This is a genomic window from Brevibacterium linens ATCC 9172 (assembly GCF_900169165.1).
GTDB classification, from domain to species: domain Bacteria; phylum Actinomycetota; class Actinomycetes; order Actinomycetales; family Brevibacteriaceae; genus Brevibacterium; species Brevibacterium linens.
Map to the genome: position 1 here is coordinate 35,482 of NZ_FXYY01000003.1, position 25,790 is coordinate 61,271.

A 25,790-nucleotide genomic window follows, 5' to 3' on the forward strand; every position below is an offset into this window, starting at 1 on the left:
CCCGCCATCCCCGAAATCAGGTCTCCACGACCTCATCGTCGATGCTCTCCCACACCTCGCGCCAGATCCGGGCGAGGTCGGCGACCTGGTAGTGGGCGTTGAGCCCGCTGGGCTGCGGCACCACATGCAGGGCCACCTCATCGGGCCACTCTTCGATCAGCGTCGTATCCTGCTGACCGAGCTGAGCCTTCGGCTGTGCGAAACCAGTCCTGAACGCGGTGATCCCGGCGATCGCCACGGCACGGGGGCGGACATCGGCAAGACGCCCGATGAGGTGGGCCGCTCCCTCACGCAGCTCCTGCCGGGAGAGTTCGTCGGCCCGGACGGTGGCTCGCCCGATGAGGTTGGTCAGGCCGATGCCGCGACGCAGCAGCTGCTGTTCATCGCCAGGTGCGAGCCCACGAGAGGCATCGACCTGGTGATCGGTCAGGCCCGCCTGATGCAGAGACGGCCAGAACCGATTGCCGGGACGTGCGAACGGCGCATTCACCGCCGCCGTCCACAGCCCCGGGTTGATGCCGACGATGAGCAGCTTCAGCCCTGAGGAATCGCTCGGCAGAATATCGTCGATCGCATTCGGAACATCCGTCGCGAAAGCCGCAAGATCGTCCTTGGTCGGTTTGCGGCCGCCCAGAGGCGATGGCCGACGATTACTGACGAATTTGTCCTCACTCACACCTTGCACACTACCGTCGTACCATGAGCCACGATCATGTCACCCCACTGGCTGGAGAATCTGCCGCCTTCCATTTCGATGAACGGTGGATCGTCGACGCCGGAATCGAGTCGGTATGGGCGGTTCTGGAACGGGTCGACGAGTGGCCGGGGTGGTGGCCGGGACTGACAGCTGCCGAGAAGGTCGGGGCCGCGCAGGCGGACGTTGATGCAGCCGATCTGCCGGTGATCCCAGGCAGCCGAGCCCGCCTTCTGGTCCACGCCCCGATCGGGTGGTCCCTGCGCTTCTCCATCGAAGTCGACGAGGTCGATGCTCCCCATCTCATCCGCTTCCGGGCGAATGGTGATCTGCGCGGCGAAGGCCGATGGGCCCTGACCGCCTTCGACGGGGTGACGACCATCGATTCTCTGTGGTGTGTGACGACGAGCAGAACGATCATCAGAGCGATGCGACCGCTGTCCGGACTCATGCACGGAGCAGTGATGAGAGCCGGTGAACGGGGACTGCGGTCACGACTGGCCGACCGATCCGGCCCCTGAGCGAAGCCCTCGCTGGGCGTTCGAAGCTGCCGGTTGCTGGTCCCTCTGTTCTGCTGAGACCCGAGTGACGTCCTCCCACGCATCGATGCCGCCGGCAAGGGAGCGCAGACGGACTCCGGCCGGCACCGAACCGGACAGAATCTGGGCGGCTTCGGCCGACCGGGCCCCGGACTTGCAGTGGATGACGATATCGACCGGTGACCCCGCTCGACCGGAGTCACCGAGCGCCGACTCCAGAGCCTTCCACCCGCCGTCTCGGAGGCCGCCGAGAGGCAGATGCACCGAGCCGGGGATGACCGCCAGTTCACGTTCCCAGTCCTCCCGCACATCGACGACCAACACATCGTCTTCGATGGACAGGAATTCGGCAACGTCGATCTCGTCCGCCGCAGGCTCTGCCACGCCGCCGCCGTCAAGGCCCACAGCACAGGCGGCAGCCACCTCGGTGAGATCGGTGACCGGGGGACGGTCGGGATCGGGGGAGAACCGCAGGGTCGAGTACTCCCCGGTCAACGCCTCATAGCGCAGCAGCCGACCGATGAAAGGGGCACCGATGCCGCAGATGAGTTTGATCGCCTCGGTCGCCATCGCCGAACCCACGGTTCCGCACAGGACTCCGAGGACCCCGCCCTCGGCGCAGTTGGGCACCGAATCGGGTTCCGGGATATCCGGGAACAGGTCGCGCAGCATCGGCCCGTGACCGGGAACGAACGTGCTCACCTGACCGGCGAAGCGGAAGATCGTGCCCCACACCAGCGGGGTGCCGGTGAGTTCGGCGGCATCATTGGACAGGTATCGGGTGGCGAAGTTGTCCGCTCCGTCGATGACGACATCGTGTTCAGCGAAGAGGTCGAGCGCATTCTCCGGGCTCAGCCGTTCCTCGACCGCGCGCACCTCGAGGTTCGGATCGAGCCGGTGCACGGCATCGGCGGCAGAGGTGACCTTCGGTCGGCCCACATCTTCGTCGCGATGGATGATCTGGCGCTGCAGGTTCGACGACTCGACCACATCGTCATCGATGATGGTCAGCTGTCCGACCCCGGCAGCGGCGAGATAGCTGAGCACCGGTGAACCGAGTCCTCCGGCCCCGATGACCAGCACCGAGGCGGCCCGCAGACGCCGTTGTCCCTCGAGTCCGAATCCCGGCAGGCTGAGGTGTCGGGAGTAGCGGTCGAGCTCCGCCCGGGACAGGGAGTCCACGGGGTCGACGAGCGGAGGCAGCGACGGCGGAGGTGCAGCGGCGGTCATTGTGCTGCGACCATTCCGTCGAACGGCGATGATGCCAATGCCAAGGGCCGCTTGGGGATCCTCCCGGCTCCGGCCGCCAGACGCCCGGCCTCGACGGCCAGAGCCATCGCCCGAGCCATGGCGTGTGCGTCGTGAGCGCGAGTGACCGCTGAGGCCAGGAGAACCGCAGTGCACCCGAGCTCCATCGCCAGAGCCGCGTCCGAAGCGGTGCCGACACCGGCGTCGAGGATGACGGGCACCTGCGTCCGGGAGACGATGGTCTCGATGTTGTGAGGGTTGAGGATGCCCAGCCCGCTGCCGATCGGCGCACCTGCCGGCATCACCACAGCCACCCCGGCATCCTCCAGACGTTTCGCCAGAGCCGGATCGTCGTTCGTGTAGGCGAAGACCGTGAACCCGTCGAGGACGAGTTCCTCGGCGGCGGTGAAGAGCTCGACGGGGTCCGGGAGCAGGGTGTCCTCATCGGCGATGACCTCGAGCTTCACCCAGTTCGTCTCCAGGGCCTCCCTGGCCAGTCGGGCGGTGAGCACGGCATCCCGGGCCGTATAGCAGCCGGCCGTGTTCGGCAGCACCCGGATTCCCAGACGCTGCAGCATGGTGAACACCGAATCCCGGGACTCGGCGTCGAAGCGGCGCATCGCCACCGTGGTCAGCTCGGTTCCCGAGGCCACGAGGGCGTCTTCGAGGATGCTCAGGGAACTTGCCCCGCCCGTGCCCATCACGAGGCGAGACGACATCTCCACGTCATCGACCATCCAGCTCATCTCAGCCTCCCTGCACTGCGGTGACGATGTCGACGGTATGCCCGTCGGCCAGGGCGAACCCGGACCAGGCACCGCGACGGATGACCTCGCCGTCGACGGCCAGGGCCAGCCCTAAGCGTCCGCCGTCGGCCGGTGTCCCATCGGGGTTCAGCTCCCGTCCGGTGACCTCGGCGATGAGGTCGAGCGCCGAGGTGGCATCCGGCAGCTCATGATGGTCGCCGTTGAGGACGATGGTCGGTGAGTGTTCGCGATCGGTCATGAGTTGCTCCTCATCAGGTGGGCAGTGGTGTGGTCTGTGGCGAAGCGGTGCGGGGACACGGACTCGAGCGCTCCGTCAGGAGGCCAGTCGGAGGCGACACCCAGGGCGAGCTCGGCGCCGAGGCGGCCGCCGAACGGGGCCAAGAGGATGCCATGGCGGAAGTACCCCGTGCTCACAACGCAGCCGGGATCGATGCGCCCGATCATCGGCAGGTCGTCGGGAGAACCGGGGCGAGCGCGGGTGGTGATGTCGGTGATCTCCGCGTCGACGATGCCCGGGACCAATCGCTGCCCGTCAGAGAGCAGCCGGTGGATCGCCCCGGCAGGGGTGCCGGAGAGTCCGTCCTCGCGGGAACTGGCACCGAGCACGATCTCACCGTCGGGGCGGGGGACCAGGTAGACGGGGCGACCGTTGACCAGCCCGCGGATGGTCCGAGTCAGCAGGGGAGTCGCCTCGGCGGGGGCACGCAGGCGCAGCACATCACCCCAGACTTCCCGGATCGGCAGCGGCGGGACACCGGCGATCTCGGTGATGGCGCTGCCGGCGCAGACGACCACCTGATCGGCTTCCAACAGGCGGCCGTCTCCCAGCGTGACGCCGGTCGTCGCCGCACCATCGCCCAGCAGCTCGGTCACCCGCTGCCGAATAAGAAGCGACTCTGAGCCGGCCGTAAGAGCAGACAACAGTCCCGCCGATACACGACGGGGGTCGATCGAGTGATCACCGGGAATGTGCACGGCCCCGGCCACGGCAGGCGACAGCGACGGTTCGATACGGCGGGCGGCACTGCCGGTGATGAGCTCGGTGGCGAAACCCGATCGCGATTGTGCTTCGCGCAGCTCCCGCAGAGCCTGCAGATCAGCCCGGTCACCCGCACACACCACGGTCCCGGCATCTGTGAAACCGAGATCGGTGCCGGTGGCGCTCGCCACCTCTGCGGCGAATTCCGGATACATCTGAGCCGAGGTCCGCATCAGCGGATACAGGGGAGTCTGCCCCCAGACCACCTCGGCGGCGGGAGCGATCATCCCCGCGGCGGCATGGCTCGCACCCTGGGCGGGGGCAGGATCGACGATGGTGACTTCGGCACCGAAACGGCGCAGATACCAGGCCGTGGACAGGCCGATGATCCCGGCGCCGACGACGATGACTCTCACAGCTTCTCCCTCCGGCGGCATGATCCGCATCAGGTCTGACGGTCGGCTCCTACGCCCTCTCAGCCTCGTTGGGAGGCTCCCGCGAACTTCTCTACTCTATGACCATGACCACACAGATGCCACCGCGCACCGCAGCGCGGCAGAAAAAGAGGACCTGGAGGCAGGCCCGATTGGCCGAAGCGTCGCTCTACCTGTGCACCGATGCCCGAACCGCTCAAGGCGACCTCGCCGAGTTCCTCGACGCCGCCTACCGTGGGGGAGTCGACATCATACAGCTGAGGGACAAGAGCCTCGAGGCCCGCGCCGAGATCGCCGCATTGGAAGTCCTCAGGGATGCCGCCGCACGCCACGGCAAGCTCTTCTCCGTCAACGACCGCGCCGATGTCGCGCTGCTGACCGACGCCGACGTCTTCCACGTCGGTCAGGGAGATCTCACCAGTGCTCAGGCCAGAGCCGTGCTCGGCCCCGACGTCATCCTCGGCCGCTCCACCCATTCCCTCGAGCAGGCGCTCGCCGCCGAGGCGGACCCGGAGACCGACTATTTCTGTGTCGGGCCGGTCTGGGAGACCCCGACGAAACCCGGCCGTGCCGCTGTGGGGACGGCACTGCTGACCGCTGCCGCCGCCGAGGCGAGCAAACCGTGGTTCGCGATCGGCGGCATCGCGGCAGGGGAGAGACTGGACGCGATCCGGCAGGCGGGCGCGAACCGTGCCGTCGTCGTCCGTGCGATAACCTCGGCAGACGACCCCGCTGCGGCCGCACGGGTGCTCAAGGAGGAGTTGGAATGACCCCAGCAGCTGACAGCGCATCCGACGGAATCGATGCAGGTGCCGGCCTGTCGATTCTCATCGCCGGGGCAGGCGCCACCGGCGGAGCGTTCGGCACCTATCTGCAGGAGGCCGGACGCGATGTCACGTTCCTGCTCCGGCAGGCTCGGGCGGCGACGGTCCGCGCGAACGGACTGCGCTTCACCGCTCCCGGTGCCGATCGGACGAACCAGGTCGATGTCATCACCGCCGAGGAGCTCAGCGCCTCACCGAGGATCTTCGACATCGTCATCGTCGCGATCAAAGCGGGTGGACTCGACTCGGTCATCGACGATATCGGACCGGCTGTGGGGGAGCAGACGACGATCATCCCGTTCCTCAACGGCATGGCTCAGATCGAGAAGCTGCAGCACAGGTACCCCGGTCAGGTGCTCGGTGGGTTCGTCAAGATCGTCGGCACGATCAGAGACGGAGCCGTCGTCCAGCTCACCGACCTTGCGGTGATGACCATCGGCGACCTTCACGCCGCGGCCGTACCCACGCGAATCTCCGCGGCTCTCGACGTCCCCGGATTCAAGCTCCAGATCGTCGACGGAATTATCGACGGGCTGTGGGAGAAGTGGACCTTCATCGCCGCGGCGGGAGTCGTCACATGCCTGTTCCGCGCTCCCGTCGGGGCGATCATGGCGGCCGGCGGCAGATCGCACGTGCATGCCATCATCGACGAACTCGAAGCCGTGGCGACCGCGGCCGGACACCCGGTGTCGGAGGCCTCCCACGACATGACGCTGCAGATGCTCACCGCGGACGGTTCGGCCTTCACCTCATCCCTCTACCGGGATGTGACGGCAGGGCTGCCGAGCGAAACGGAGCACATCCTCGGCGATCTGTCGGCCAAGGCAGAGGAGTTAGGAGTCGCGACTCCGCTGCTCGACCTCACGCTTGTGCAGCTGCGGGCCGGGGAAGCCCAGAAGCGGCTCTGACCTCGGCCGTGCCCGTGCGCAGCATCGCCAGATACGGCTCCTGCGGCTGAGTGTGTTCGATGTCGGTCGAACTGTGGGCAGCGGTGAATGTGACCATGGGGACGTCGTCGGCATCATCGAGGGCGAGCAGCGTTTCGTAGCCGCCCGGACCCAGAGAATGGGAGCTGCCTGCCGGCAGGTCGAAGACGAGGCGTTCGAGCGGACTGTCGGGCTCGGGCGGACGGTTCATCTCCTGGGCGGCCACATCGGCGAACTGTTCGGCCGTGATGAGGTAGGCCTTGGCCGGGGTCGGTCCGGGGGCGGAATGATCATAGAAGGCCATGCCGCCGCCCCACACCGTCGATTCGCCGGCGAAGTAGATCGTTCCGGGCAGTTCGATCCCGGCTTCGGCGCGGGGAAGTGTGCCGTCTCTGGCGCCCGGGTAGGTCACCTTAGCGCCGGGCGGTCGCCCGCCCTGCAGATAGCAGGCGAGCCGATCGCGAGCCATGTTCGATCCGTAGCTGACGTACCACACATGTGTTTGAGACATCCCCTCCATCATGACATCTCGGGCTCGGAGTTCGTCGGATCGGCATCCGCCGCGTCCGGCGCGTCGGCTGCGTTCGCCTCCGCTGCGACTGAGGCGGCGAACGGCTCTTCGTCTCGGTCAGCTCCGTCGAAAAGGCGATCAGCTCCATCTTCGATAAACTCGGCCTCCAGGCAGGGGAGACCATGAGCCGACGTGTCGCGGCAGTGCTCGCCTACCTCAACCGAGAACGAGGAGAGAAATGAAGCGCCGACTGCCCGATCTGAGAGAACTCGCCCCCTTGCTGCAGTTCGACCTGCCCCGACTCGACCGGGTTGCAGCCAGATTGGAGTCGGCCGCGGACATCTGGGACCTTCGCCGCATCGCCAAGCGCGTGACACCGACCGCACCGTTCGACTATGTCGACGGTGCGGCTCTGGATGAGCGGACCCTGGCGAAGAACCGTGAGGCGCTCGGCACCGTCGAGCTCCTTCCCCGCATCCTCCACGGCGTCGATGCGCCGGATACGTCGACGACGATCGCCGGCGCCCGAGCCCGGCTGCCCTTCGGCATCGCCCCGACCGGCTACACGCGTATGATGCACTCCGCAGGCGAGGTCGCCGGAGTCCGAGCGGCGGCGAAGGCCGGAATTCCGTTCTCGCTGTCGACGATGGGCACGACCTCGGTCGAAGACGTCGCGCAGGCGGCACCGGATTCCACCCGGTGGTTCCAGCTCTACCTGTGGAAGGACCGGCAGCGCAGCCTCGACCTGATCCAGCGGGCCGCCGCCAGCGGATACGAGACCCTGCTGGTCACCGTCGACACCCCGATCACCGGTCAGCGTCTGCGCGATCACCGCAACGGGCTGACGATCCCGCCCCGTCTGACACTGGGAACGATCCTCGACGCCTCCTATCGTCCCGGCTGGTGGTTCAACTTCCTCACCACCGAACCGCCGAAATACGCGTCGCTGTCGAACACCTCCCAGTCCCTGGCGGAGATGACGAAGACGATGTTCGACCCGACCCTCGACCTCGATGACCTGCGGTGGATCCGCGACCAATGGAACGGACGCCTGTTCGTCAAGGGGATCCTCACCGCCGAGGATGCCCGGCGCGCCCGATCCGTCGGAGCCGATGGACTCGTCGTCTCCAACCACGGCGGCCGCCAGCTCGATCGGGCCCCCGATTCGCTGACCTCCCTGGCCGAAGTCCGTGCGGAGGTCGGACCGGAGATGGAGCTCATCTTCGACTCCGGCATCATGTCCGGCACCGATGTCGTCGCCGCGCTGTGCGCCGGAGCCGACTTCGTACTCATCGGCCGGGCGTACCTGTACGGGCTCATGGCCGGCGGCCAACGAGGCGTCGAGAGGGCGATCGCCCTCATCCAGCAGGAGATCCTCACCGCCATGGGGCTCATGGGCGCCCGGAGCATCTCCGATCTGGGCCCCGACCTCGTCCGCGGCCTGCCTCAGTCACCGGTCTCGGACCGGGAGCTGCCGGTCGTCGACTCTGTGTGAGCCCGTCTCAGGCACTCAGCAGACGCGTGAGCAGCCTGAACTGATGGACTGAGATCTCCTCAGGGCCGACGGTTGGGCTATCGCTTTCCGTCAGGTGCAGAGCCCATTCGTCGAACGTCCGCAGCAGTGAGAACACCGCCAGAGTCTGGAGCTCGAGCGGACACTCGACATCGATCGCTGCGGCTTCACGTCCGGCGATGAGCACGGCGCGCACCCATTCTTCGACGCGGTCGGCAAGGCGTCGCACAGCCGGACTGTCCGTATTCGCATAGACGATGTGCCACAGGAGCGTGAGCTCAGGGCTGCCGGGCCATGTTCGCGCAATGTCGTCCCAGACCGAGCGCGCACGGTCCCAGAACCCGTCCGAAAAGCTGTCCGGAGCAGGCGGAGTCCAGAACCCGCGGGCAGCCGCAGCGAGATCGGTGACGACGAGGGCGAAGAGGTCGTCCTTCGAGTCGACGACATGGTAGAAGGAGCTCTTGCTCATCCCGCAGGTGGAGATGATGCGATTGAGCGACGCCTCCTCGAACGTCCGCGAAGCGAATTCTCGCGCGGCGGCATCGATGAGCGCGGCGCGCTTCTCGGGGCGCATACGCGCCAACGCAGTCTCGGACACGCCGTCAGTGTAGCAATGCTCGACACGATTGTGGACCATGCGGTCCACTCGGTGATACCGTGTGTGGACCAGCCGGTCCACTTGGGTCGGCACACTGGAACGGCCCGACGAAGGAGACCACGCATGATCATCGCGGCAATGGTCGACGACCAGCTGAAGCACGTGAGCCCGGAAGAGCCGCGTATTCTCATCGTCGGAGCCGGAATCGCCGGCATCACCCTGGCTCAGCTCCTGCGGGCCCGCGGGATGCACCCGGTCCTCATCGACCGGTCGCCGGATTCCCGTCGGATGATCGGTGACAACCGGGCCGGATACATGCTCGCACTCATGCCCATGGTCGATCCCATCATCGACGAACTCGAGTGCCGGGAGGCTTACCTCGGGGCCAGCGTCGGCATCGATCGCTATATCGCCCATGCGCACAACGGAAAAGTCCTCCGACAGGACCACCTCGGTGATCTGCTGGCCGACTTCGGCGACTATCGCGGAATCTCCCGCTCCGCATTGCTCGACGTGCTCACCGACGACGACTGCCCGATCGCCTTCGGCACCACAGTGACCGGACTGTCCGACGACGGTGCCACTGTGAATCTGGTCCAGGACAGCCGATCCGAACAGCACCGTGGGCGACGGCAGCGGAACCTGGGTCAGGAGGCAGCACTCGCATTCGATGCCGTCGTCATCGCCGACGGCATGAACTCCCGCACCCGCAGACTCGTGACCGGTGGGCCTGCCGCAACCGCCACGAGCGAATCAGGCAGCACTGCCGCTGCCGTCTCCGGCGAGACCTCCCCGGAGTCGTCAGTGGACACGACCTGGGGCGGATGGGTCTGCTGGGCCGAGGCCGATGGTGATCAGAGCGCCGTCGATGAGATCTGGGGCGATGGATTCTTCCTCGGCATGTACCCGGTCAAGGGAGCCGTCGGAGTCTTCCTCGGTTGTCCCGACACCCGGCAGCCGCTCGGCCCCCGGCGACTCGCAGCCGAGGTTCGCAGGCGGCTGTCGGTGCTGACTCCGCGGATCGACGCCTGCCTCACCGCGGTCGAGGAGGCCGAAGCGCCGTTCTTCTGGCCGCTGCGGGATTCCCGGGCATTGAAGTGGAGCCATGGTCGCACCGTTCTGCTCGGCGATGCGGCCGCAGGGTTCCTTCCGACTGCCGGAATCGGCGCCGGTATGGCGATGGAATCGGCCGGGGTGCTCGCCGACGAACTCTCCGCCTCAGCGGTTGGGACGAGCGCAGCCGCCGCACTCGAACGCTTCGAAGCCCGCCAGCGGCCACGTGTCGAGGCTGCTCACGACAACTCGCGGTCCCTGGCGCGGCTGATGTTCGGCCGGTCCCGGCTCTTCGCGTTCGTCCGCGACCAGGCGTTTCGCGTCATCAGCATCCGGTCGGCGCTCAAGCCGATACTGCAGCTGCTCGAATCCCCGCCTCGGCGGATGTGACCCTCCTCCCACCCGGCGCCTGCAGCGGCCGGGGCCGACCCCGATTGTGGTAGGAATGGCCAGGCCCCTCGTGCGCGGACCTGCCGAACCACGAACGAGGATGACCATGGGAATGCCAGCCGCCTCGGCGAACGACGAACGCCGACTCCGGCGGGGACTGAAGTCTCGCCACCTGCAGATGATCGCCATCGGCGGCGCAATCGGCACCGGACTCTTCCTCGGCTCCGGCGGCACGATCTCACAGGCCGGCCCCGGCGGTGCCCTGGTGGCCTACGCCGCGATCGGGATCATGGTCCTCTTCGTCATGCAGTCCCTCGGTGAGATGTCGGCCCACCTGCCCGTGGCCGGATCGTTCCACACCTACGGCACCAAATACGTCAGTCCCTCATTCGGCTTCGCCATGGGCTGGAACTACTGGTTCAACTGGGCGATCACCCTGGCCGCCGAACTCGTCGCCGCCGGCGTCATCATGTCCTTCTGGTTCCCCGACGTGCCGTCGTGGATCTGGGCGGCGGTCTTCCTCATCCTGCTGGCCGGGCTGAACTTCCTGTCCGCGAAGGCCTTCGGCGAAGGCGAATTCTGGTTCGCGGCCATCAAGGTCACCGCCGTGCTCGCATTCCTCGTCCTCGGAGTGCTCATGATCGCCGGCATCCTCGGCGGAACCGCACCCGGGATGAACAACTGGACGACGGGAGAGGCTCCGTTCGTCGGCGGATGGGTGTCGGTCATCAGCGTCTTCATGATCGCCGGATTCTCCTTCCAGGGCACCGAACTCGTCGGCGTCACCGCGGGGGGAGTCGGAGAACCCGCGCAAGGACATGCCGCGCGCCATCCGCACCGTATTCTGGCGCATCATGCTCTTCTACATCGGCGCCATCGCCGTCATCGGCTTCCTCCTGCCCTATACCGACCCCTCCCTGCTGGCCTCGGCGAACAATGAGGACATCACGGCCTCACCGTTCACCCTCGTCTTCGAACGCGCCGGCATCGCCGTGGCCGCCGGAATGATGAACGCCGTCATCCTCACCGCCATCCTCTCCGCCGGCAACTCCGGCCTCTACGCCTCCACCCGCATGCTCTACGCCATGGCGAAAGAGGGGACCGCGCCGAGGCTGTTCGCCCGCCTCAACGAACGCGGAGTCCCCGTCATGGCCCTGCTGGCCACCGCCATGATCGGACTGTTCGGATTCCTCACCGAGATCATGGGCGACGGTGGGGCCTACACCTGGCTGATCAACGTCTCCGGGCTCTCCGGCTTCATCGTCTGGGTCGGCATCGCCTGGTGCCACTTCCGGTTCCGCAGGGCCTATGTGCGTCAGGGCCATGCCGTTGCGGACCTGCCCTACCGGGCTCCGCTGTTCCCGATCGGCCCGATCATCGCGCTCATCATGCTCATCGTCGTCATCATCGGCCAGAATGTGCAGGCTGTCGTGGCCGGGCAGCTGCTCCAGGTCGCCAGCGCCTATGCCGGGCTTCCGGCGTTCCTGCTTCTGTGGCTCATCCACCGCATCGTCACCGGTCGCCGCTCACGCATGGTCGCCCTCGATGAGATGGATGTCGAGGGGCTCGAGATCAAGGCTTCCTGATTCGATGGTCGGTCCCTCGCCGAGGCGGCCGCGCGGGGACGATCACGACATCCGGAAAATGAGTTAAGCTAGGCTCGCCTAACTACTCAAGAAGGATTTCATGCGCCGTATTCTCGCCCCAGTGATCGCCTCCGTCCTCGTCCTCGCCGGCTGCGGCGGAGGAGGTGCCGCCGAGGAGGCATCCGGGCCCACCGTTGACACGAAGTTCGGTGCCGTCGAGTTGCCCGCCGACCCGCAGAAGGTCGTGGCGCTGGGATGGGGCGATGCCGAGACCGCGCTGGCGCTCGGAGTCCAGCCCGTCGGCGCCTCCGACTGGGTCGAATTCGGCGGCAAGGGAGTCGGCCCGTGGGCCGAAGATCTCTACGACGAAGCACCGGAGATCATCGCGACGATGGAACCCGACTACGAGGCCATTGCCGCACTCGAGCCCGACGTCATCCTCGATACGAACAGTTCGGGTGAGAAAGAGCGCTACGACCGTCTCTCCGAGATCGCCCCGACGGTCGGAGTTCCCGAAGGCGGCGACAACTACCTGACGACCATGGACCAGCAGGTCGACCTCGTCTCTCAGGCACTGGGCAAGGACGACGACGGGAAGAAGCTGCTCGACGACCTCGACAAGTTCTACGCGGATGCGCGCGAAGCTCATCCCGAGTTCCAGGACAAGTCCGTGACCGTGGCGGCGAAGACCGCCGACGGATGGGCCGCCTACGTCGAGGAATCAGGTCGCGTGCAGGTCATGAAGCAGCTCGGCTTCAAGCAGTCCGAGACGATAGCCGGAATGAAACCCGAGGGCTTCTCCGTGCCGATCTCCGAGGAGAACCTCGATCAGCTCGACGCGGACCTGCTTCTGACGTTCCCGATCTACATCGAGGACGCCGATGTCACCGGCGATGCCGCCTACAAGCGGATCCCGGCCGTCAAGGACGGGCACGACCTCGTTCTGACCAACGAGAACGACGACATCCGCAAGGCATTCTCGCTCAACTCGATCCTCTCGGCACAGTACACGGCGGAGAAGCTCCCGGATCTCATCGCCGACAAGGTGAAGTGACCGGCGACAGTACGCCGCTGCGCCGTTGCGCAGAACTCACACGGCGGCACGCCACGCATCGAGGCCGATGTCGATGATGCGGGCGTGCCGGACGTTCGGCAGCGAAGTGATCGGCAGCCATTCCGCCCGATCCGTCGTCCCATCGACTTCGAGGGTGCCCAAGGTGCCGCCGATGATCCGCGCCTCGTAGACGACCCGTACGCCTTTGAAGGGACGATCCGTCGAATCGCTGAAGGCCGGATTGCGGCGAGGCTCTGTGAAGGAATGAGTGGCCAAGGGGCGGACCAGTTCGGCGTCGAACCCGGTCTCCTCTTTGATCTCCCGGAGTGTGCCCGCTTCGATGCTTTCGTCGAACTCGATTCCGCCTCCGGGCAGCGTCCAGATCGCGTGCAGGCGGTCCTTGCCGCCGTTGAACCAGCTGAGGAGGATTTCGTCGTCGTCATTGACGATGACCGCGTAACCGGCAAGTCGAGTGTCATATTCGGAGAAGTGCATGACCTCACCCTACCCGCGCTGTCAGCCGATGCCGACGGGACCGGAGGCGTTGGGTCGCACTGGCAGAAACTCACCCGACCGATAGGCTGGGATCGTGACCACCATCAACAGCACTCGAATCGGCGAATCCGGGCGCCTGGTCGTCTTCCTCCACGGTCTGTTCGGCCGAGGCAAGAACTTCACCCGCATCGCCAAGGACATCGAGCCAGAATTCTCCAGCCTGCTGGTCGACCTGCCCAACCACGGCGAGTCCGAATGGACCGAGACCTTCGACTACGTCGAGCTCGCCGATGCCGTGGCGGCCCATATCGCCGAGGCTGTCGCCCCCGATGATCAGCCCGTGCACCTGGTCGGACATTCCCTGGGTGGAAAGGTCGCGATGGTGCTCGCGCTGCGTCACCCGGATCTCATCGACCGCCTCGTCGTCGTCGACATCGGCCCCAATGCCGGCGGGTCCACCGGAGCCTTCGACCACCTGCTCTCCAGCCTCGCCGCCCTCGATCTCGATCGGATCGAATCGCGCACCGAGGCTGATGAGGCACTTCGGGACCCGATCCCGGAGGCTGCGATCAGGGGATTCCTGCTGCAGAACCTGCGCCCCACCTCGGCGGGGTATTCCTGGCAGCCCAACCTGGCGCTGCTGGACTCGAGCCTCGATGCCATCGGGGACTTCCCGGACATGGGCGATGCCGTGTTCGACCATCGCGTCCTCTGGGTCGCCGGTGAGAAATCGGACTACGTCGACCGTGACGACCTGCCGCAGATGCGCCGTCTGTTCCCACGCACCACACTCCTCACGGTCAAAGGCTCGGGACACTGGGTGCATTCTGAGAAACCGCGGGAGTTCGTCTCAGCGCTGACGGCATTCCTCAGCCGCCCCTGAAAAGGAATATGCTGAACGCGCTCGACGTTGCCACATCGAGCACAATTGGACTCAAACTCTCAGGAGGAATGCGTGAGCACTGCGATCCCGGCCGATCCCGCACAGAAGTTCGCCGAATACGCGGACGGAACCCGACTGGTCAGCACCGACTGGGTGGCCCAGCATGCAGGCGCTCCCGGACTCGTCATCGTCGAAAGCGATGAAGACGTGCTGCTCTACGAAACCGGACACATTCCGGGAGCGGTCAAGGTCGATTGGCACACGGAACTCAACGATCCCGTCACCCGTGACTACGTCGACGGTGAGGGATTCGCCGCGCTCATGTCCGCCAAGGGCATCTCCCGCGATGACACCATCGTCGTCTACGGCGACAAGTCCAACTGGTGGGCGGCCTACGCGCTGTGGGTCTTCACTCTCTTCGGCCACGAAGACGTCCGGCTCATGGACGGCGGTCGTGCGAAATGGCAGGCCGAAGGCCGTGAGATGACCACGGAGAAGCCGCAGCCCGCACCCACCGAATACCCTGTCGTCGACCGCGACGATTCCGTCATCCGCGCCTTCCTGCCCGAGGTTCGCAGCAGCCTCGGCGATGTCCCGCTCATCGATGTGCGCAGCCCGGAGGAATACACCGGCGAACGCACCCATATGCCCGCCTACCCGGAGGAAGGCGCACTGCGCGGCGGCCATATCCCCGGCGCGAAGTCGATGCCGTGGGGCAAGGCAGCCAACGAAGACGGCACCTTCAAGTCCGCAGCCGAACTCAAGGCGCTCTACACCGAAGAAGCGGGACTGGGCACCAGCGATGAGGTCATCGCCTACTGCCGGATCGGCGAACGCTCCAGCCACACCTGGTTCGTCCTCAAGCACCTCCTCGGGTACAGCAACGTGCGCAACTATGACGGCTCCTGGACCGAATGGGGCAATGTCGTCGGCGTGCCGATCGTCACCGGAGCCGAACCCGGAGAGGTGCCCGGACGCTGATGACCGAGACGACACCCAAGACCGACGACCTGCCGGAGGCGCTGGCAGAGATCGTCACGGACTTCGCCGACACTCCGGCCGACGACCGGCTGCAGGTGCTGTTGGAGTTCGCCACGGACCTGCCCGACCTGCCGGAGAAGTACACCGACCACCCGGAGCTGCTCGAGCCCGTGCCCGAGTGCCAGTCTCCGATCTTCCTCGTCACCGAGGTGGCCGACCCCGAGGCGGGGGAGCAGGCGGAAGTGCGCCTGCACTTCTCCGCTCCTCCGGAAGCGCCGACGACACGAGGCTTCGCCGGGATCCTGCACGAAGGGCTCGACGGTGCCAGCGCCGAGGCGATCCTGTCGGTTCCCGCCGACCTGCCCCTGCGGCTGTCGATGTCGGAGGTCGTCAGCCCGCTGAGGCTGCGCGGAATGAGTGGAATGCTCTCCCGGATCCAGCGACAGGTGTCCGAGAGGATCGGCAAGGTCACAGCCGAGTGAGACCTCTCTCGCTTGGCTGAGGTGGTCCGGTGAGTTACAGTGTGGTTAGCCTGCCCTTAGTCACCTGACCGCCATTTCACTCAAAGGACCACCTCGATGACCGGTTCCGCCACCTCTGCCGAGGCGAAACCGCATACCGACACCAGTCATCCGGCCGGTGGCAGCCTGCGGATCAGGCGAGTGCTGGGCCTGGTCGCGGCGATCATCGCACTGATTCTCGTGATCGCAGCGTCTCTGGCCATCGGCGCCAGGGACATGCCGATCTCGGAGGTCCTCGGAGCCTTCTTCGCCCCCACCGGCAGCGACGATCAGCTCGTCGTCCTCGAACTGCGCCTGCCGCGCACAGTGCTCGGCATCCTCGTCGGCATGGGGCTGGGTCTGGCCGGTGGACTCATCCAAGCTCTCACGCGCAACCCGCTGGCCGATCCTGGCATCCTCGGCGTCAATGCCGGAGCGTCCCTGGCGATCACGATCGGGGTCGCGTTCTTCGGGATCTCCTCGATCACCGGATACATCTGGTTCGCCTTCGCCGGTGCCCTCGTCGCCACCGTCGGGGTCTATGTCATCGGGTCCGCGGGCCGCAGCCGCACGGTCGATCCGATCCGCCTGACTCTGGCCGGAGTCGCCGTCGCCGCGGTCCTCACCGGACTGACCAAAGCGATCCTGCTGACCAACGAACGCGCCTTCGACGCATTCCGATCCTGGGATGTCGGTGCGATCGCCGGCCGTGATTTCGATACGATCACCGCCATTCTGCCGTTCATCGGCATCGGCACCGTGCTCGCTCTGGCGCTGTCCCACTCACTCAACGCCGTGGCCCTCGGCGATGATCTGGCCGCCAGCCTCGGCACCTCGGTCAACCGCACCCGAGTGCTCTCCATCATCGCCGTGACCCTCCTGGCCGGAGCGGCCACGGCCGCGGCCGGGCCGATCGGATTCATCGGTCTGATGATTCCGCACATCGCGCGGTGGATCGTCGGTCCCGACCAGCGCTGGATCCTCGGCTACTCACTCGTCCTGGCACCCATTCTGCTCCTGGCCTCGGACGTCATCGGCAGAGTCGTGATGAAGCCCGGCGAACTCCAAGTCGGAGTCGTCACCGCGTTCGTCGGTGCTCCGGTGCTCATCGCCCTTGTCCGTCGAAAGAAGGCGAGCGGCCTGTGAAGACCACCAACCTCGCGGTTGCCGATCGCACCCTCACCGCGCATCCGAACGCACTGCCGGGGGAGAGGGTCGACTTCGGTCGGCCCATGCTGCGCGTCTTCGGATTCCGCATCGACATGAGGGTCATCATCACTGCCGGCATCATCACGCTTCTCGCTCTGGCCTGCGGTTTCGCCGGTCTCATGCTCGGCAAGTTCTCGGTGACTCCGACCGAAGTCTTCCAAGGGCTGTTCGGGGCAGCAGACAAGCGCATCGTCAACACCGTCGTCGGAGAATGGCGGGCGCCGCGCATCATCGCCGGAATCGTCCTGGGCGCCGGACTCGGAGTCTCCGGGGCAGTGTTCCAATCGCTGACGCGCAACCCTCTCGGCTCTCCGGACATCATCGGCTTCTCCACCGGTGCCTACACCGGAGGCATCGTCACGATCATCGTCTTCGGCACGAGCTTCGTCTCCACCGCGGCAGGAGCGATCATCGGCGGGCTGCTCACCGCACTGGTCGTCTACCTGCTCACCTGGAAAGGCGGAGTGCAGGGGTTCCGGCTCATCATCGTCGGAATCGCTCTGACAGCGATGCTCAACGCCTTCAACACCTGGCTGATCATGCGTGCCGATCTCGAGCTCGCGATGGCCGCGGCCACCTGGGGTGCCGGCACCCTCAACGGAATGAGCTGGTCGACGATCGCCCCTGCGGCTGTGGCCGTGATCGTCCTCGGACTGGCCTGCGGACTCTTCTCCAGAGATCTCCGAACCTTGGAACTCGGCGATGACACGGCGAAGGCACTGGGTGTGCGCAATGAGCCCATCCGTGCCGTGCTCATCGTCATCGCCGTCGCCCTCGTCGCAGTTGTCACGGCCGCCGCCGGCCCGATCGCCTTCGTGGCCCTGGCCGCCCCGCAGATCGGACGCAGGATCGCGCGGGCACAAGGCACCAGCCTGCTGACGTCGGCGGCTGTCGGAGCGCTGCTCCTCGTCGCCGCCGATCTCGTTGCCCAGCATGCGTTCGGCGACATCCAGCTGCCCGTCGGCGTGATCACCGTGAGCATCGGCGGCATCTACCTCATCTGGCTCCTCATCCAAGAAGCTCGGAAGGCATCATGAGCAATCCCAACGCTGGGAGCACAGTCTCCCCGCTGATCGCCGAGAACCTCGACCTGGCCTATGACCAGCGCCTGATCGTCAGCGATCTCGATGTGAGCATTCCCGATGGAAAGTTCTCGATCATCGTCGGCCCCAATGCCTGCGGCAAGTCGACACTGCTGCGCGCTCTGGCACGGCTGCTGCCGCCGGCGAAGGGCTCGGTGCTGCTCGACGGGAACAATATCGAGAAGATGAAGACGAAGAAGATCGCCCAACGGCTCGGTCTTCTCCCGCAGTCATCCATCGCCCCGGACGGGATCACGGTCGCCGAGCTCGTCTCCCGTGGGCGGCACCCGCATCAGTCGTTCCTGCGCCAGTGGACCGACGCCGATGAAGCCGCTGTGCTGTCGGCGCTGCGGGCGACGAACACCGAAGAGCTGTCCTCACGGCTCGTCGACGAACTCTCCGGTGGTCAGCGCCAACGCGTCTGGGTGGCCATGGTGCTCGCTCAGGAGACATCGCTCCTTTTGCTCGATGAACCGACGACCTTTCTCGACGTCGCCTACCAGATCGAGCTGCTCGACCTGTTCTCGCAGCTCAACCACGAATACGGGCATACGCTGGTCGCCGTGCTCCACGACCTCAACCAGGCCTGCCGGTATGCCGACGAGATCATTGCGATGAAGGACGGTTCCATCGTCGCTCAGGGACCGCCTGAGGCGATCATCACCTCGGAGCTCGTCCATGAGGTCTTCGGCATCGACTGCACGGTCATCGACGATCCGGTCACGGGTGCTCCGATGATCGTGGCGGGAGCACCGAAGAAGACCTTCGCTCAGCCCTGATCGGGGTCGACCGGACGACTATGTTCGGGTCTGATCCGAATGCGGCCCCGCCTCGGCGGGCGTGTGCGTCCTATCGGAAGTGCTCTTGCCTTTGAAGAGTGCCTTGACTCCGAAGATCACGCCGACGACGATGCCTCCCCAGATCGCGCCGAGGATGAGGGAGAAGAACGTGTTGACCAGCCACCCCAGGAAACCGCCGACGGCCGCGATCGCGGCGACAGGCTCTTCGAGGTGGTGAACGACGCCGTAGAGGGCGTGGAAGCCGAGTTCATCGGTGCCGACGAGGATGATATGGCCTCCGACCCACAGCATGGCGAAGGTGCCGACGACGGAGAGGAGCGCGAGCAGCTTCGGCATGGCACGGACGAGGAACCGTCCGAACGTCTGCTGCCCGGGGGAGTCCTTCTTCGCCATATGCAGCCCGATGTCATCCATCTTCACGATGAGTGCGACGACTCCATAGACGCCGAGGGTGATCGCAACTCCGACGATGGCGAGGATGACGGCACGGCTGGTCAGGGACTCGGCGGCCACCTCGTTGAGGGCGATGACCATGATCTCGCAGCTGAGGACGAAGTCAGTGGTGATGGCCGACCGCACGACTTTCTTCTCTGCTGCCGCACCATCGGTCGCCTGCTCGGCGGCCGGGGCCTCCTTCTCATGGTGGGCGATCCACCCGAGCTTCTCGAAGACCTTCTCGGCACCCTCAAAGCACAGGTAGGTGCCGCCCACCATGAGCAGCGGAGTCAGCAGCCAAGGAAGAAACTGGCTGAGCAGCAGAATGACCGGGAGGATGATGAGCTTGTTGAACAGCGATCCGAAGGCGATGCGTTTGATGATCGGAAGCTCGCGCTTCGGGTCCACTCCTTCGACGAACTTCGGAGTCACCGCCGCATCGTCGATGACGACGCCCGCAGCTTTGGCACTGGCTCGAGACGCACCCGCAGCGACATCGTCGAGACTGGCAGCCGAGAGCTTGACGAGTGCGGCGACGTCGTCGAGGAGCGCGATCAGACCCCCGGCCATCTAACGACCGCCGAGCTTGTGAGCGGCACCCGGCGGTTGACGATGCAGGTCGCCGAGGTGGTTGCCGGCAGCGTCGAAGACCCGCAAGTGGTCGCCAACCGGTTCGACTCGCCGGGCTTTGGGAACCCAGGTGACCATCCCGGGTGCGGCTTTGAGCGTCATCAGCGAGGCTTTGATCATCAAGCCCTCCGGCTCGGCTGACCATGAGGTCACGAGGTTGTTGGCGCCGTCGCTGCCGCGCAGTGAGCCGTCTTCGGAGAATTCGAGGAAGGCCCGGTCGTTCGTCTCGGCCACCCAGCGGCCGATGAGTTCCTGTGTCATTTGTCTTCCTTTTCCAGTCCGCCGATGACTTTGCCGTTGCTGTCCATGATCTTCATGACGTCGCCTTCGATGGTCGCAGTTGAGGCCTTGCTCAGCCAGGTGTCGACACCGGCGCAGGCCTTCTGAGTGGTCATGAAGGAATCGATGGCGATCTCGTCGCCTTCGACCTTCCAACTGGTGACGATCGCATTGCATCCGTCCGAGCCTTCGAGCGAGCCGTCTTCGGCGAATTCGAGGAACGGATCGCCAGCCTCGGGGGAGGTCCACTTGCCTACCGGATCGAGGTCAGAGGCCTCTTCGCCGGGCGACGCAGTTTCGCTGGATTCAGTGGGGGAGGAATCGGGGTTTCGTGGGTCGACGCCGGTGTCGCACGCTGCCAGGGGCAAAGTGAGAGCAAGTGCGGCAAGCCCGAGCGCGAGCCTCGACGCAGGTCGTGCAGGGGCCGGAGTGCGAAGGGTTGTATGGTTCGGCATGTCCCTGATCATAACGGCACCGGTTTTGAGGCCCCTGGAAGAAGACAGGACAGCTTGTGTAGTCCGACTTCTGTAAGTTGTGTTCACCTGCGACTCTGACGGTTCTTGCACTGCGTCGTGATCAAACCGTAACCTTTCACACGGTTGGAAAGCTGACACCGAAAACACGAGCCGCCGGGCTGCGGCGAAGCCTGTTGACGGGGTCGGGCAATCGAAGCATCGACAACGATCAAGGGAATCAACCTTATGCAGAAGAAACTCGTGCAGAGTTCGCTGGCCATCAGCGCCGCCGCTGCGCTGGGCCTGAGCGGCGCGCTCGTCGCCTCGCCGGCAATGGCCGACAACGCGCCGCAGAAGCTGGACCTTCAGAATGAAGCTCACGTCCAGAAGGCACTGTCCGGCATCGAAGGTGTCAACGCCTACGGCACCGACGGCGGCGAGCTCAGCATCGGCGTTGCCGAGAAGACCGACGAGATCAAGAAGCTCGAAAAGAAGTACAAGAACATCAAGGTCACCGAGGGCATCAAGGAACTGAAGCCCTATGCGAGCAACGATCTCGTTGGCGGAGCCGGTTACCTCGTCAAGGCCGGCGACGGCGGCGGAGTCTGCTCGACCGGCTTCTCCGGCTGGGACGGAGACGGCAAGCCCGTCGTCCTCACCGCCGGACACTGCTCGAAGATCATCAACAAGCAGACCAACGAGTTCGATGGCGATACGACGGTTGACCAGACCGAGAAGCCCTCGATCGCTCAGGCCAACGGCGGAGAAGGCTTCCAGGCCTCCGGCGACGGCGTCATCGGCAAGTGGGGCTTCCACAACTTCGGCGGCGACCTGCTCGAAGGCGCCGATGAGAACCAGTGGCCCGACCCCAGCGAGTCCGACATCGACTTCGCCGTGATCAATGTCGACGAGTCGAACTACAACGTCAAGAACGGCATCACCGACTGGACGACCGCCGATTCGGACGACCTTGCTAAGTCGACCACCGAGATCACCGAGGTGGGCGCACACAAGGAAGGTGCCATCAGCAAGTCGGGGCGCACCACCGGAGTGACTACTGGCACGACTTTCGATGAGTACAACGACCAGTTCCAGTACGCGAACGTCGGCGGCCGCTGGGTCCACGGTTTCGGTGTCACCGCTCCGATCGACAAGCCCTTCTCGCAGCCGGGCGACTCCGGCGGCGGTGTCTACCAGGGCAACACTGCAGTCGGTGTCATCTCCGGTGGCGGCGATTACGATGACAATACTTCGTTCAGCTGGGTGGCCGACCTCGATCACTCACTGGAGCAGTCCGGTACCGATTTCCACCTCGAGAAGCCGGGCGAGGAGACCCCTGAGGCTCCTGCCGCCCCGAAGTCCGAGGACCAGACCATCGAGCCCAATGGCGAGGTCAAGGGCAAGGCCGAGGCCGGTGCGAAGGTTGAGGTGACGTGGGAAGCCAAATCCACGACCGACGGTCAGAAGACCGAAGCTCAGGCAGCTGAAGACGGATCCGAGACTGTCACGGCCGACAAGGACGGAAACTTCTCCGTCGAAGGCCCCAAGGCAGAAGGCGATTACGCCTTCACCGCAACCGCGATCGTCGATGGACAGGAATCCAAGACGACCGAATTCGATGTGACGGTTGAGAAGGACGAGTCCGAGACTCCCGCTCCTGTCGGGCGTGAGATCAGCATCGATCCCAAGCAGATCGCCGCTTCCGACTTCGTGAAGGAAGATAAGGGCGTGACGATCACGGTCCAGGGCTTCGACGAGGGCGAGAAGGTGACCCTTGAGGTTGCCAACGGACCCGAAGGCGTCGAAGGCATCACCCTCGATGAGACCGCCAATGAAAACGGTGCTGCCGCATTCTCCATCTACGGCACCAGCGCGTCGAACCCCGAGGCCTACCTCGGCAAGTACGACGTCGAGGTCACCGGCGCCAATGACACCGAGGATGAGTCGGCACTGACCGGTTCGTTCGAGGTTGTCGCTGACGAAGACGGATCCGGTGGCGGATCCGGCGGCGACGATGACGGCAACAACGACGACGGCGATGCCGGCGACGGAAACGACGATGATGGAAACGGTGACGGCGGTTCTGATCTGCCTCGCACCGGTGCCGAGCTGACCGGCCTGGCTGCCGGAGCCGGACTGCTCCTCGTAGGCGGAACCGCAGTCGTTCTGACGATGCGTCGCAAGAGCAACAACTGAGTACAGTGATGCTGATCGTCTGACGGTCTGCTGAACACTCACTGACGATGCCCCCGGTCTTCTGACCGGGGGCATCGTCGATTCATGGGGGAGTTTCAGTGGAGGTAACAGCCAGGGGCCGTGTACAGCTCCTGAAGTTTCGTACATTAAGTTCACAGTCTTGAACGTACTTTTTTGGTAGTACCTGAGTGTGGCCCGTAACCTTATCGTGACTTAGGTCAACAACTTGTGACATTGATCCCTCAGAACAGAGAGACAACAACTTATGCAGAAGAAACTCGTGCAGAGTTCGCTGGCCATGGCGGCGGCTGCGGCATTGGGGCTCGGCGGCGCATTCGTCGCAGGGCCCGCTGCGGCTGATCAGCCAGAGGTGAAAGTCTCCAGCGAGAATGCTGTCCAGACGGCCGTCTACAAGAACCTCTCCGACAGCAGCGGAAAGCTGGTCTCGGAAGTCGGACGATTCGGCGTGGACGGCGACGACCTCGTGGTCGGAGTGGCGAAGAAGACGGACAAGGTCAAGTCCTTTGCTTCCAAGTACGACAATGTCGAGATTGTCGTCGATCCCAAATACGTTGCGGGCGAGCCTCAGGCCAAGACCGACCTGGTCGGTGGTGCAGGATACCTGGTGTCGCATCCGCAGGGTACCGCTGCTTGCTCCACCGGGTTCGCTGGCTGGGACGATCAGGGTAATCAGGTAGTTCTCACTGCTGGGCACTGTGCAGTCGACACCGCAGGCGGTGTTCAGAATGAGATTTTGGACATGGAACTTCCCTCTTCGGCAGAAGCTGTAGGCGGCGAAGGCTTTGTGAAGGCCGGTGTAGGATCGATCGGTGCTTGGGGATTCAACCAGTACGGGTCGGAGATTATCGACAACGGTGACGGCACCGGCACTGTGGCTGACGAAGACAAGGCGATCGACTTCGCTGTCATCAAGGTCGATGACAAGTTCACGACCAAAGCTGAAGTGACCGATTGGACTACGGCGAAAGCAGAAAATGACCTTTCGGCCAGCACTACTAAGGTCACGAAGGTTGGTGCGGCCGTACCCGGACAGTCCATCCAGAAGTCCGGGCGGACCACAGGTGTAACTACCGGTACCGTTCTCGACGACCCGGAAGCATTTGAGTACGCCAACATCGGCGGGCGTGCCGTTCACGGCTTCGAGGTCACCTCCGGCGGGAAGCGCTTCTCGGACCACGGTGACTCCGGCGGTGCCGTCTACCAGGGCGATACCGCTGTCGGTGTCATCTCGGGTGGACCCGAGACTGGCGCGTGGACCTGGGTCGCCGACCTTGAAAACTCACTCACCAAATCCGATGAGTCGTTCACGCTCGACGACCCTAACGAGGAGCCGGAGGCTCCTGCAGCCCCGACGGTCGAGGACCAGACCATCGAGCCCAAGGGCGCGATCACTGGCAAGGCTGCGGCCGGTGCTGACGTGAAGGTCACCTGGACCGGCGCTGCGGAAGGCGAAGCCACCGCGAAGGCCGATGACAGCGGAAACTTCACGCTCGAGGGTCCCGAAGCAGAAGGCGACTACGAAGCGAAGGCCGTGGCGACCGTTGACGGTCACTCCTCGGAGGCCGCTTCCTTCACCGTGACGGTCAAGGCATCGGATGACTCCGACGCCGGTGCAGCCGCTGACGGTGACGATTCGAACGCCGAAGCTGACGCTGACAGCACGGATGCAGACGCTTCCGCAGGTGCCGACGGTAAGGACGCTGACGCCGATGCCGACGGTAAGGATGCAGATGCTTCGACCGCTGCCGACGGTGACGACGCCGACGCTTCGGCTGCAGCAGACGGCAAGGATGACGAAGCCGATTCCGACGCTGACGGTGACGAGAAGCCCGAAGCTCCCAAGGTCGGAGACCAGACGGTCGTCGAAGGCGGAAAGATCACCGGCAAGGCCGCTCCGAACGCCGAAGTGACGCTGACCTGGAAGCCTGCCGGCGCCAATGCCGGTTCCGCTCAGGCTCAGGCCGCACCGGCTGAGGGCAGTGTCACGGTCAAGACCGATGCTGACGGAAACTTCTCCACCGAGGCCCCTGCTGAGGCTGGCGACTACAACTACACCGCAGTTGTCAGCGTCAATGGTCAGAACTCCGAAGCGGCTCAGTTTGTCGTGACCGTCGAGGCTGAAGAAGCCCCGGCCGAGCGCACGCTGACCGTCGAGCCGAAGGAAATCGCTGCTTCGGACTTCGTGAAGGAAGACAAGGGCGTGGAGATCACGGCTGAAGGCTTCGACGAGGGCGAGAAGGTCTCCCTCGAGGTTGTTGCCGGTCCCGAAAACGTCGAGGGCATCACCCTCGAAGAGACCGCCAACGCTGACGGAGTCGTCGGATTCTCGATCTACGGCACCAGCGCCTCGAACCCCGAGGCCTACCTCGGTAAGTACGACGTCGAGGTCACCGGCGCCAACGACACCGAAGAGGAAGAAGCCCTTACCGGCTCCTTCCAGGTTGTTGCCGACGAAGACGGCAACGGCGGCGGCGACGATGGTGACGACAACGGCAACGATGATGGAAACGGTGACGGCGGTTCTGATCTGCCTCGCACCGGTGCCGAGCTGACCGGCCTGGCTGCCGGAGCCGGACTGCTCCTCGTCGGTGGAGCCGCTGTTGTTCTGACCATGCGTCGCAAGAAGAACAACTGAAACACACTCTGACAGTCACTCGCTGACTGACTGAGAGAAGGTGCCCCTGGCCGGAAGGTCAGGGGCACTTTCA

At 65.0% G+C, this 25,790-nt stretch carries 25 protein-coding genes, 1 pseudogene and 1 riboswitch; of the genes and pseudogenes, 15 read left to right on the forward strand and 11 right to left on the reverse strand.

Features of this window, described 5'->3' with window-relative positions; genetic code table 11:
* Positions 1 to 16: 16 nt before the first annotated feature.
* A complete protein-coding gene (locus BLIN9172_RS03285) occupies positions 17 to 676 on the reverse strand; it encodes a mismatch-specific DNA-glycosylase (RefSeq protein ID WP_101553838.1) in 660 nt (219 codons plus the stop codon).
* 23 nt (positions 677 to 699) lie between these two features.
* On the opposite strand from BLIN9172_RS03285, the gene BLIN9172_RS03290 reads away from it, so the two are divergent.
* Positions 700 to 1,215: an SRPBCC family protein gene (locus tag BLIN9172_RS03290; protein WP_101553839.1), complete on the forward strand. Its 516-nt coding sequence runs from the start codon at positions 700 to 702 to the stop codon at positions 1,213 to 1,215.
* Here BLIN9172_RS03290 and moeB read toward each other — a convergent pair.
* The 4 genes from moeB to thiO all read right to left on the reverse strand — a co-directional run bounded on the left by moeB (position 1,186) and on the right by thiO (position 4,643).
* Complete coding sequence (moeB, locus tag BLIN9172_RS03295; protein WP_101553840.1) at positions 1,186 to 2,463, reverse strand: molybdopterin-synthase adenylyltransferase MoeB; 1,278 nt, start codon at positions 2,461 to 2,463, stop codon at positions 1,186 to 1,188. The two genes, BLIN9172_RS03290 and moeB, sit on opposite strands and share 30 nt — an antisense overlap.
* Positions 2,460 to 3,227: a thiazole synthase gene (locus tag BLIN9172_RS03300; RefSeq protein ID WP_101553841.1), complete on the reverse strand. Its 768-nt coding sequence runs from the start codon at positions 3,225 to 3,227 to the stop codon at positions 2,460 to 2,462. Before BLIN9172_RS03300 ends, moeB begins: the two co-directional genes overlap by 4 nt.
* A gap of 1 nt (position 3,228) precedes the next feature.
* A complete protein-coding gene (gene thiS / locus BLIN9172_RS03305; RefSeq protein ID WP_101553842.1) occupies positions 3,229 to 3,486 on the reverse strand; it encodes a sulfur carrier protein ThiS in 258 nt (85 codons plus the stop codon).
* Positions 3,483 to 4,643: a glycine oxidase ThiO gene (gene thiO, locus BLIN9172_RS03310; RefSeq protein ID WP_101553843.1), complete on the reverse strand. Its 1,161-nt coding sequence runs from the start codon at positions 4,641 to 4,643 to the stop codon at positions 3,483 to 3,485. The genes thiS and thiO overlap by 4 nt, the downstream gene beginning before the upstream one ends.
* A riboswitch (TPP riboswitch) is annotated at positions 4,633 to 4,736 on the reverse strand. (Overlaps the previous gene by 11 nt.)
* Positions 4,737 to 4,747: 11 nt before the next feature.
* Between thiO and thiE the strand changes: the two genes are divergently transcribed.
* Together thiE and BLIN9172_RS03320 are read left to right on the forward strand one after the other, a co-directional pair.
* The gene (thiE, locus tag BLIN9172_RS03315; RefSeq protein ID WP_240811968.1) at positions 4,748 to 5,431 is read left to right on the forward strand and encodes a thiamine phosphate synthase; all 684 of its coding nucleotides are present in this window, start codon (positions 4,748 to 4,750) and stop codon (positions 5,429 to 5,431) included.
* Positions 5,428 to 6,393: a ketopantoate reductase family protein gene (locus tag BLIN9172_RS03320; RefSeq protein WP_101553844.1), complete on the forward strand. Its 966-nt coding sequence runs from the start codon at positions 5,428 to 5,430 to the stop codon at positions 6,391 to 6,393. Before thiE ends, BLIN9172_RS03320 begins: the two co-directional genes overlap by 4 nt.
* Here the strand turns inward: BLIN9172_RS03320 and BLIN9172_RS03325 are convergent.
* Entirely contained in the window at positions 6,347 to 6,922 is a 576-nt protein-coding gene (locus BLIN9172_RS03325; protein WP_101553845.1) for a histone deacetylase, read from the reverse strand. The two genes, BLIN9172_RS03320 and BLIN9172_RS03325, sit on opposite strands and share 47 nt — an antisense overlap.
* Before the next feature lie 238 nt (positions 6,923 to 7,160).
* Between BLIN9172_RS03325 and BLIN9172_RS03335 the strand changes: the two genes are divergently transcribed.
* Positions 7,161 to 8,417, forward strand: coding sequence for an alpha-hydroxy acid oxidase (locus BLIN9172_RS03335; RefSeq protein ID WP_101553846.1), 1,257 nt, complete (start codon positions 7,161 to 7,163; stop codon positions 8,415 to 8,417).
* A 7-nt stretch (positions 8,418 to 8,424) separates the two neighbouring features.
* Here the strand turns inward: BLIN9172_RS03335 and BLIN9172_RS17875 are convergent, their stop codons facing one another.
* The gene (locus tag BLIN9172_RS17875) at positions 8,425 to 9,033 is read right to left on the reverse strand and encodes a TetR/AcrR family transcriptional regulator (protein WP_164742789.1); all 609 of its coding nucleotides are present in this window, start codon (positions 9,031 to 9,033) and stop codon (positions 8,425 to 8,427) included.
* Positions 9,034 to 9,156: 123 nt separating this feature from the next.
* Here BLIN9172_RS17875 and BLIN9172_RS03345 point away from each other — a divergent pair, with 123 nt between their 5' ends.
* The 3 genes and pseudogenes from BLIN9172_RS03345 (at position 9,157) to BLIN9172_RS03355 (ending at position 13,116) form a co-directional block, all read left to right on the forward strand.
* Entirely contained in the window at positions 9,157 to 10,476 is a 1,320-nt protein-coding gene (locus BLIN9172_RS03345) for an FAD-dependent oxidoreductase (protein WP_170286865.1), read from the forward strand.
* A gap of 106 nt (positions 10,477 to 10,582) precedes the next feature.
* Positions 10,583 to 12,062 (forward strand): annotated as a pseudogene (locus BLIN9172_RS03350) (amino acid permease).
* Positions 12,063 to 12,162: 100 nt separating this feature from the next.
* Entirely contained in the window at positions 12,163 to 13,116 is a 954-nt protein-coding gene (locus BLIN9172_RS03355) for an ABC transporter substrate-binding protein (RefSeq protein ID WP_101553848.1), read from the forward strand.
* Between the two features lie 36 nt (positions 13,117 to 13,152).
* Here the strand turns inward: BLIN9172_RS03355 and BLIN9172_RS03360 are convergent, their stop codons facing one another.
* Positions 13,153 to 13,611 carry an NUDIX hydrolase gene (locus BLIN9172_RS03360; RefSeq protein WP_101553849.1) on the reverse strand — a complete coding sequence of 153 codons (459 nt, stop codon included), beginning with the start codon at positions 13,609 to 13,611 and terminating at the stop codon, positions 13,153 to 13,155.
* A gap of 94 nt (positions 13,612 to 13,705) precedes the next feature.
* Between BLIN9172_RS03360 and BLIN9172_RS03365 the strand changes: the two genes are divergently transcribed.
* From BLIN9172_RS03365 to BLIN9172_RS03390, 6 genes are all read left to right on the forward strand, one after another.
* Entirely contained in the window at positions 13,706 to 14,494 is a 789-nt protein-coding gene (locus BLIN9172_RS03365) for an alpha/beta fold hydrolase (protein WP_101553850.1), read from the forward strand.
* 72 nt (positions 14,495 to 14,566) lie between these two features.
* Complete coding sequence (locus BLIN9172_RS03370; protein ID WP_025778155.1) at positions 14,567 to 15,475, forward strand: sulfurtransferase; 909 nt, start codon at positions 14,567 to 14,569, stop codon at positions 15,473 to 15,475.
* Complete coding sequence (locus tag BLIN9172_RS03375; RefSeq protein WP_101553851.1) at positions 15,475 to 15,957, forward strand: SufE family protein; 483 nt, start codon at positions 15,475 to 15,477, stop codon at positions 15,955 to 15,957. The genes BLIN9172_RS03370 and BLIN9172_RS03375 overlap by 1 nt, the downstream gene beginning before the upstream one ends.
* A 96-nt stretch (positions 15,958 to 16,053) precedes the next feature.
* Positions 16,054 to 17,121, forward strand: coding sequence for an iron chelate uptake ABC transporter family permease subunit (locus BLIN9172_RS03380; protein ID WP_101553852.1), 1,068 nt, complete (start codon positions 16,054 to 16,056; stop codon positions 17,119 to 17,121).
* A gap of 86 nt (positions 17,122 to 17,207) precedes the next feature.
* A complete protein-coding gene (locus tag BLIN9172_RS03385; protein WP_101554038.1) occupies positions 17,208 to 18,221 on the forward strand; it encodes a FecCD family ABC transporter permease in 1,014 nt (337 codons plus the stop codon).
* Complete coding sequence (locus BLIN9172_RS03390; protein WP_101553853.1) at positions 18,218 to 19,045, forward strand: ABC transporter ATP-binding protein; 828 nt, start codon at positions 18,218 to 18,220, stop codon at positions 19,043 to 19,045. The genes BLIN9172_RS03385 and BLIN9172_RS03390 overlap by 4 nt, the downstream gene beginning before the upstream one ends.
* Positions 19,046 to 19,063: 18 nt before the next feature.
* On the opposite strand, the gene BLIN9172_RS03395 is transcribed toward BLIN9172_RS03390, so the two are convergent.
* The 3 genes from BLIN9172_RS03395 to BLIN9172_RS03405 are packed head-to-tail and all read right to left on the reverse strand — an operon-like array spanning position 19,064 to position 20,865.
* On the reverse strand, positions 19,064 to 20,071 hold the full coding sequence (locus BLIN9172_RS03395; protein WP_101553854.1) for a DUF808 domain-containing protein: 1,008 nt from the start codon (positions 20,069 to 20,071) through the stop codon (positions 19,064 to 19,066).
* On the reverse strand, positions 20,072 to 20,392 hold the full coding sequence (locus BLIN9172_RS03400; protein WP_101553855.1) for an META domain-containing protein: 321 nt from the start codon (positions 20,390 to 20,392) through the stop codon (positions 20,072 to 20,074).
* Positions 20,389 to 20,865: an META domain-containing protein gene (locus tag BLIN9172_RS03405; RefSeq protein WP_101553856.1), complete on the reverse strand. Its 477-nt coding sequence runs from the start codon at positions 20,863 to 20,865 to the stop codon at positions 20,389 to 20,391. Before BLIN9172_RS03405 ends, BLIN9172_RS03400 begins: the two co-directional genes overlap by 4 nt.
* Positions 20,866 to 21,111: 246 nt before the next feature.
* Between BLIN9172_RS03405 and BLIN9172_RS03410 the strand changes: the two genes are divergently transcribed.
* Positions 21,112 to 23,061, forward strand: coding sequence for an LPXTG cell wall anchor domain-containing protein (locus BLIN9172_RS03410; RefSeq protein WP_101553857.1), 1,950 nt, complete (start codon positions 21,112 to 21,114; stop codon positions 23,059 to 23,061).
* 265 nt (positions 23,062 to 23,326) lie between these two features.
* On the forward strand, positions 23,327 to 25,717 hold the full coding sequence (locus BLIN9172_RS03415; RefSeq protein WP_145997918.1) for a trypsin-like serine protease: 2,391 nt from the start codon (positions 23,327 to 23,329) through the stop codon (positions 25,715 to 25,717).
* Positions 25,718 to 25,790: the final 73 nt, after the last annotated feature.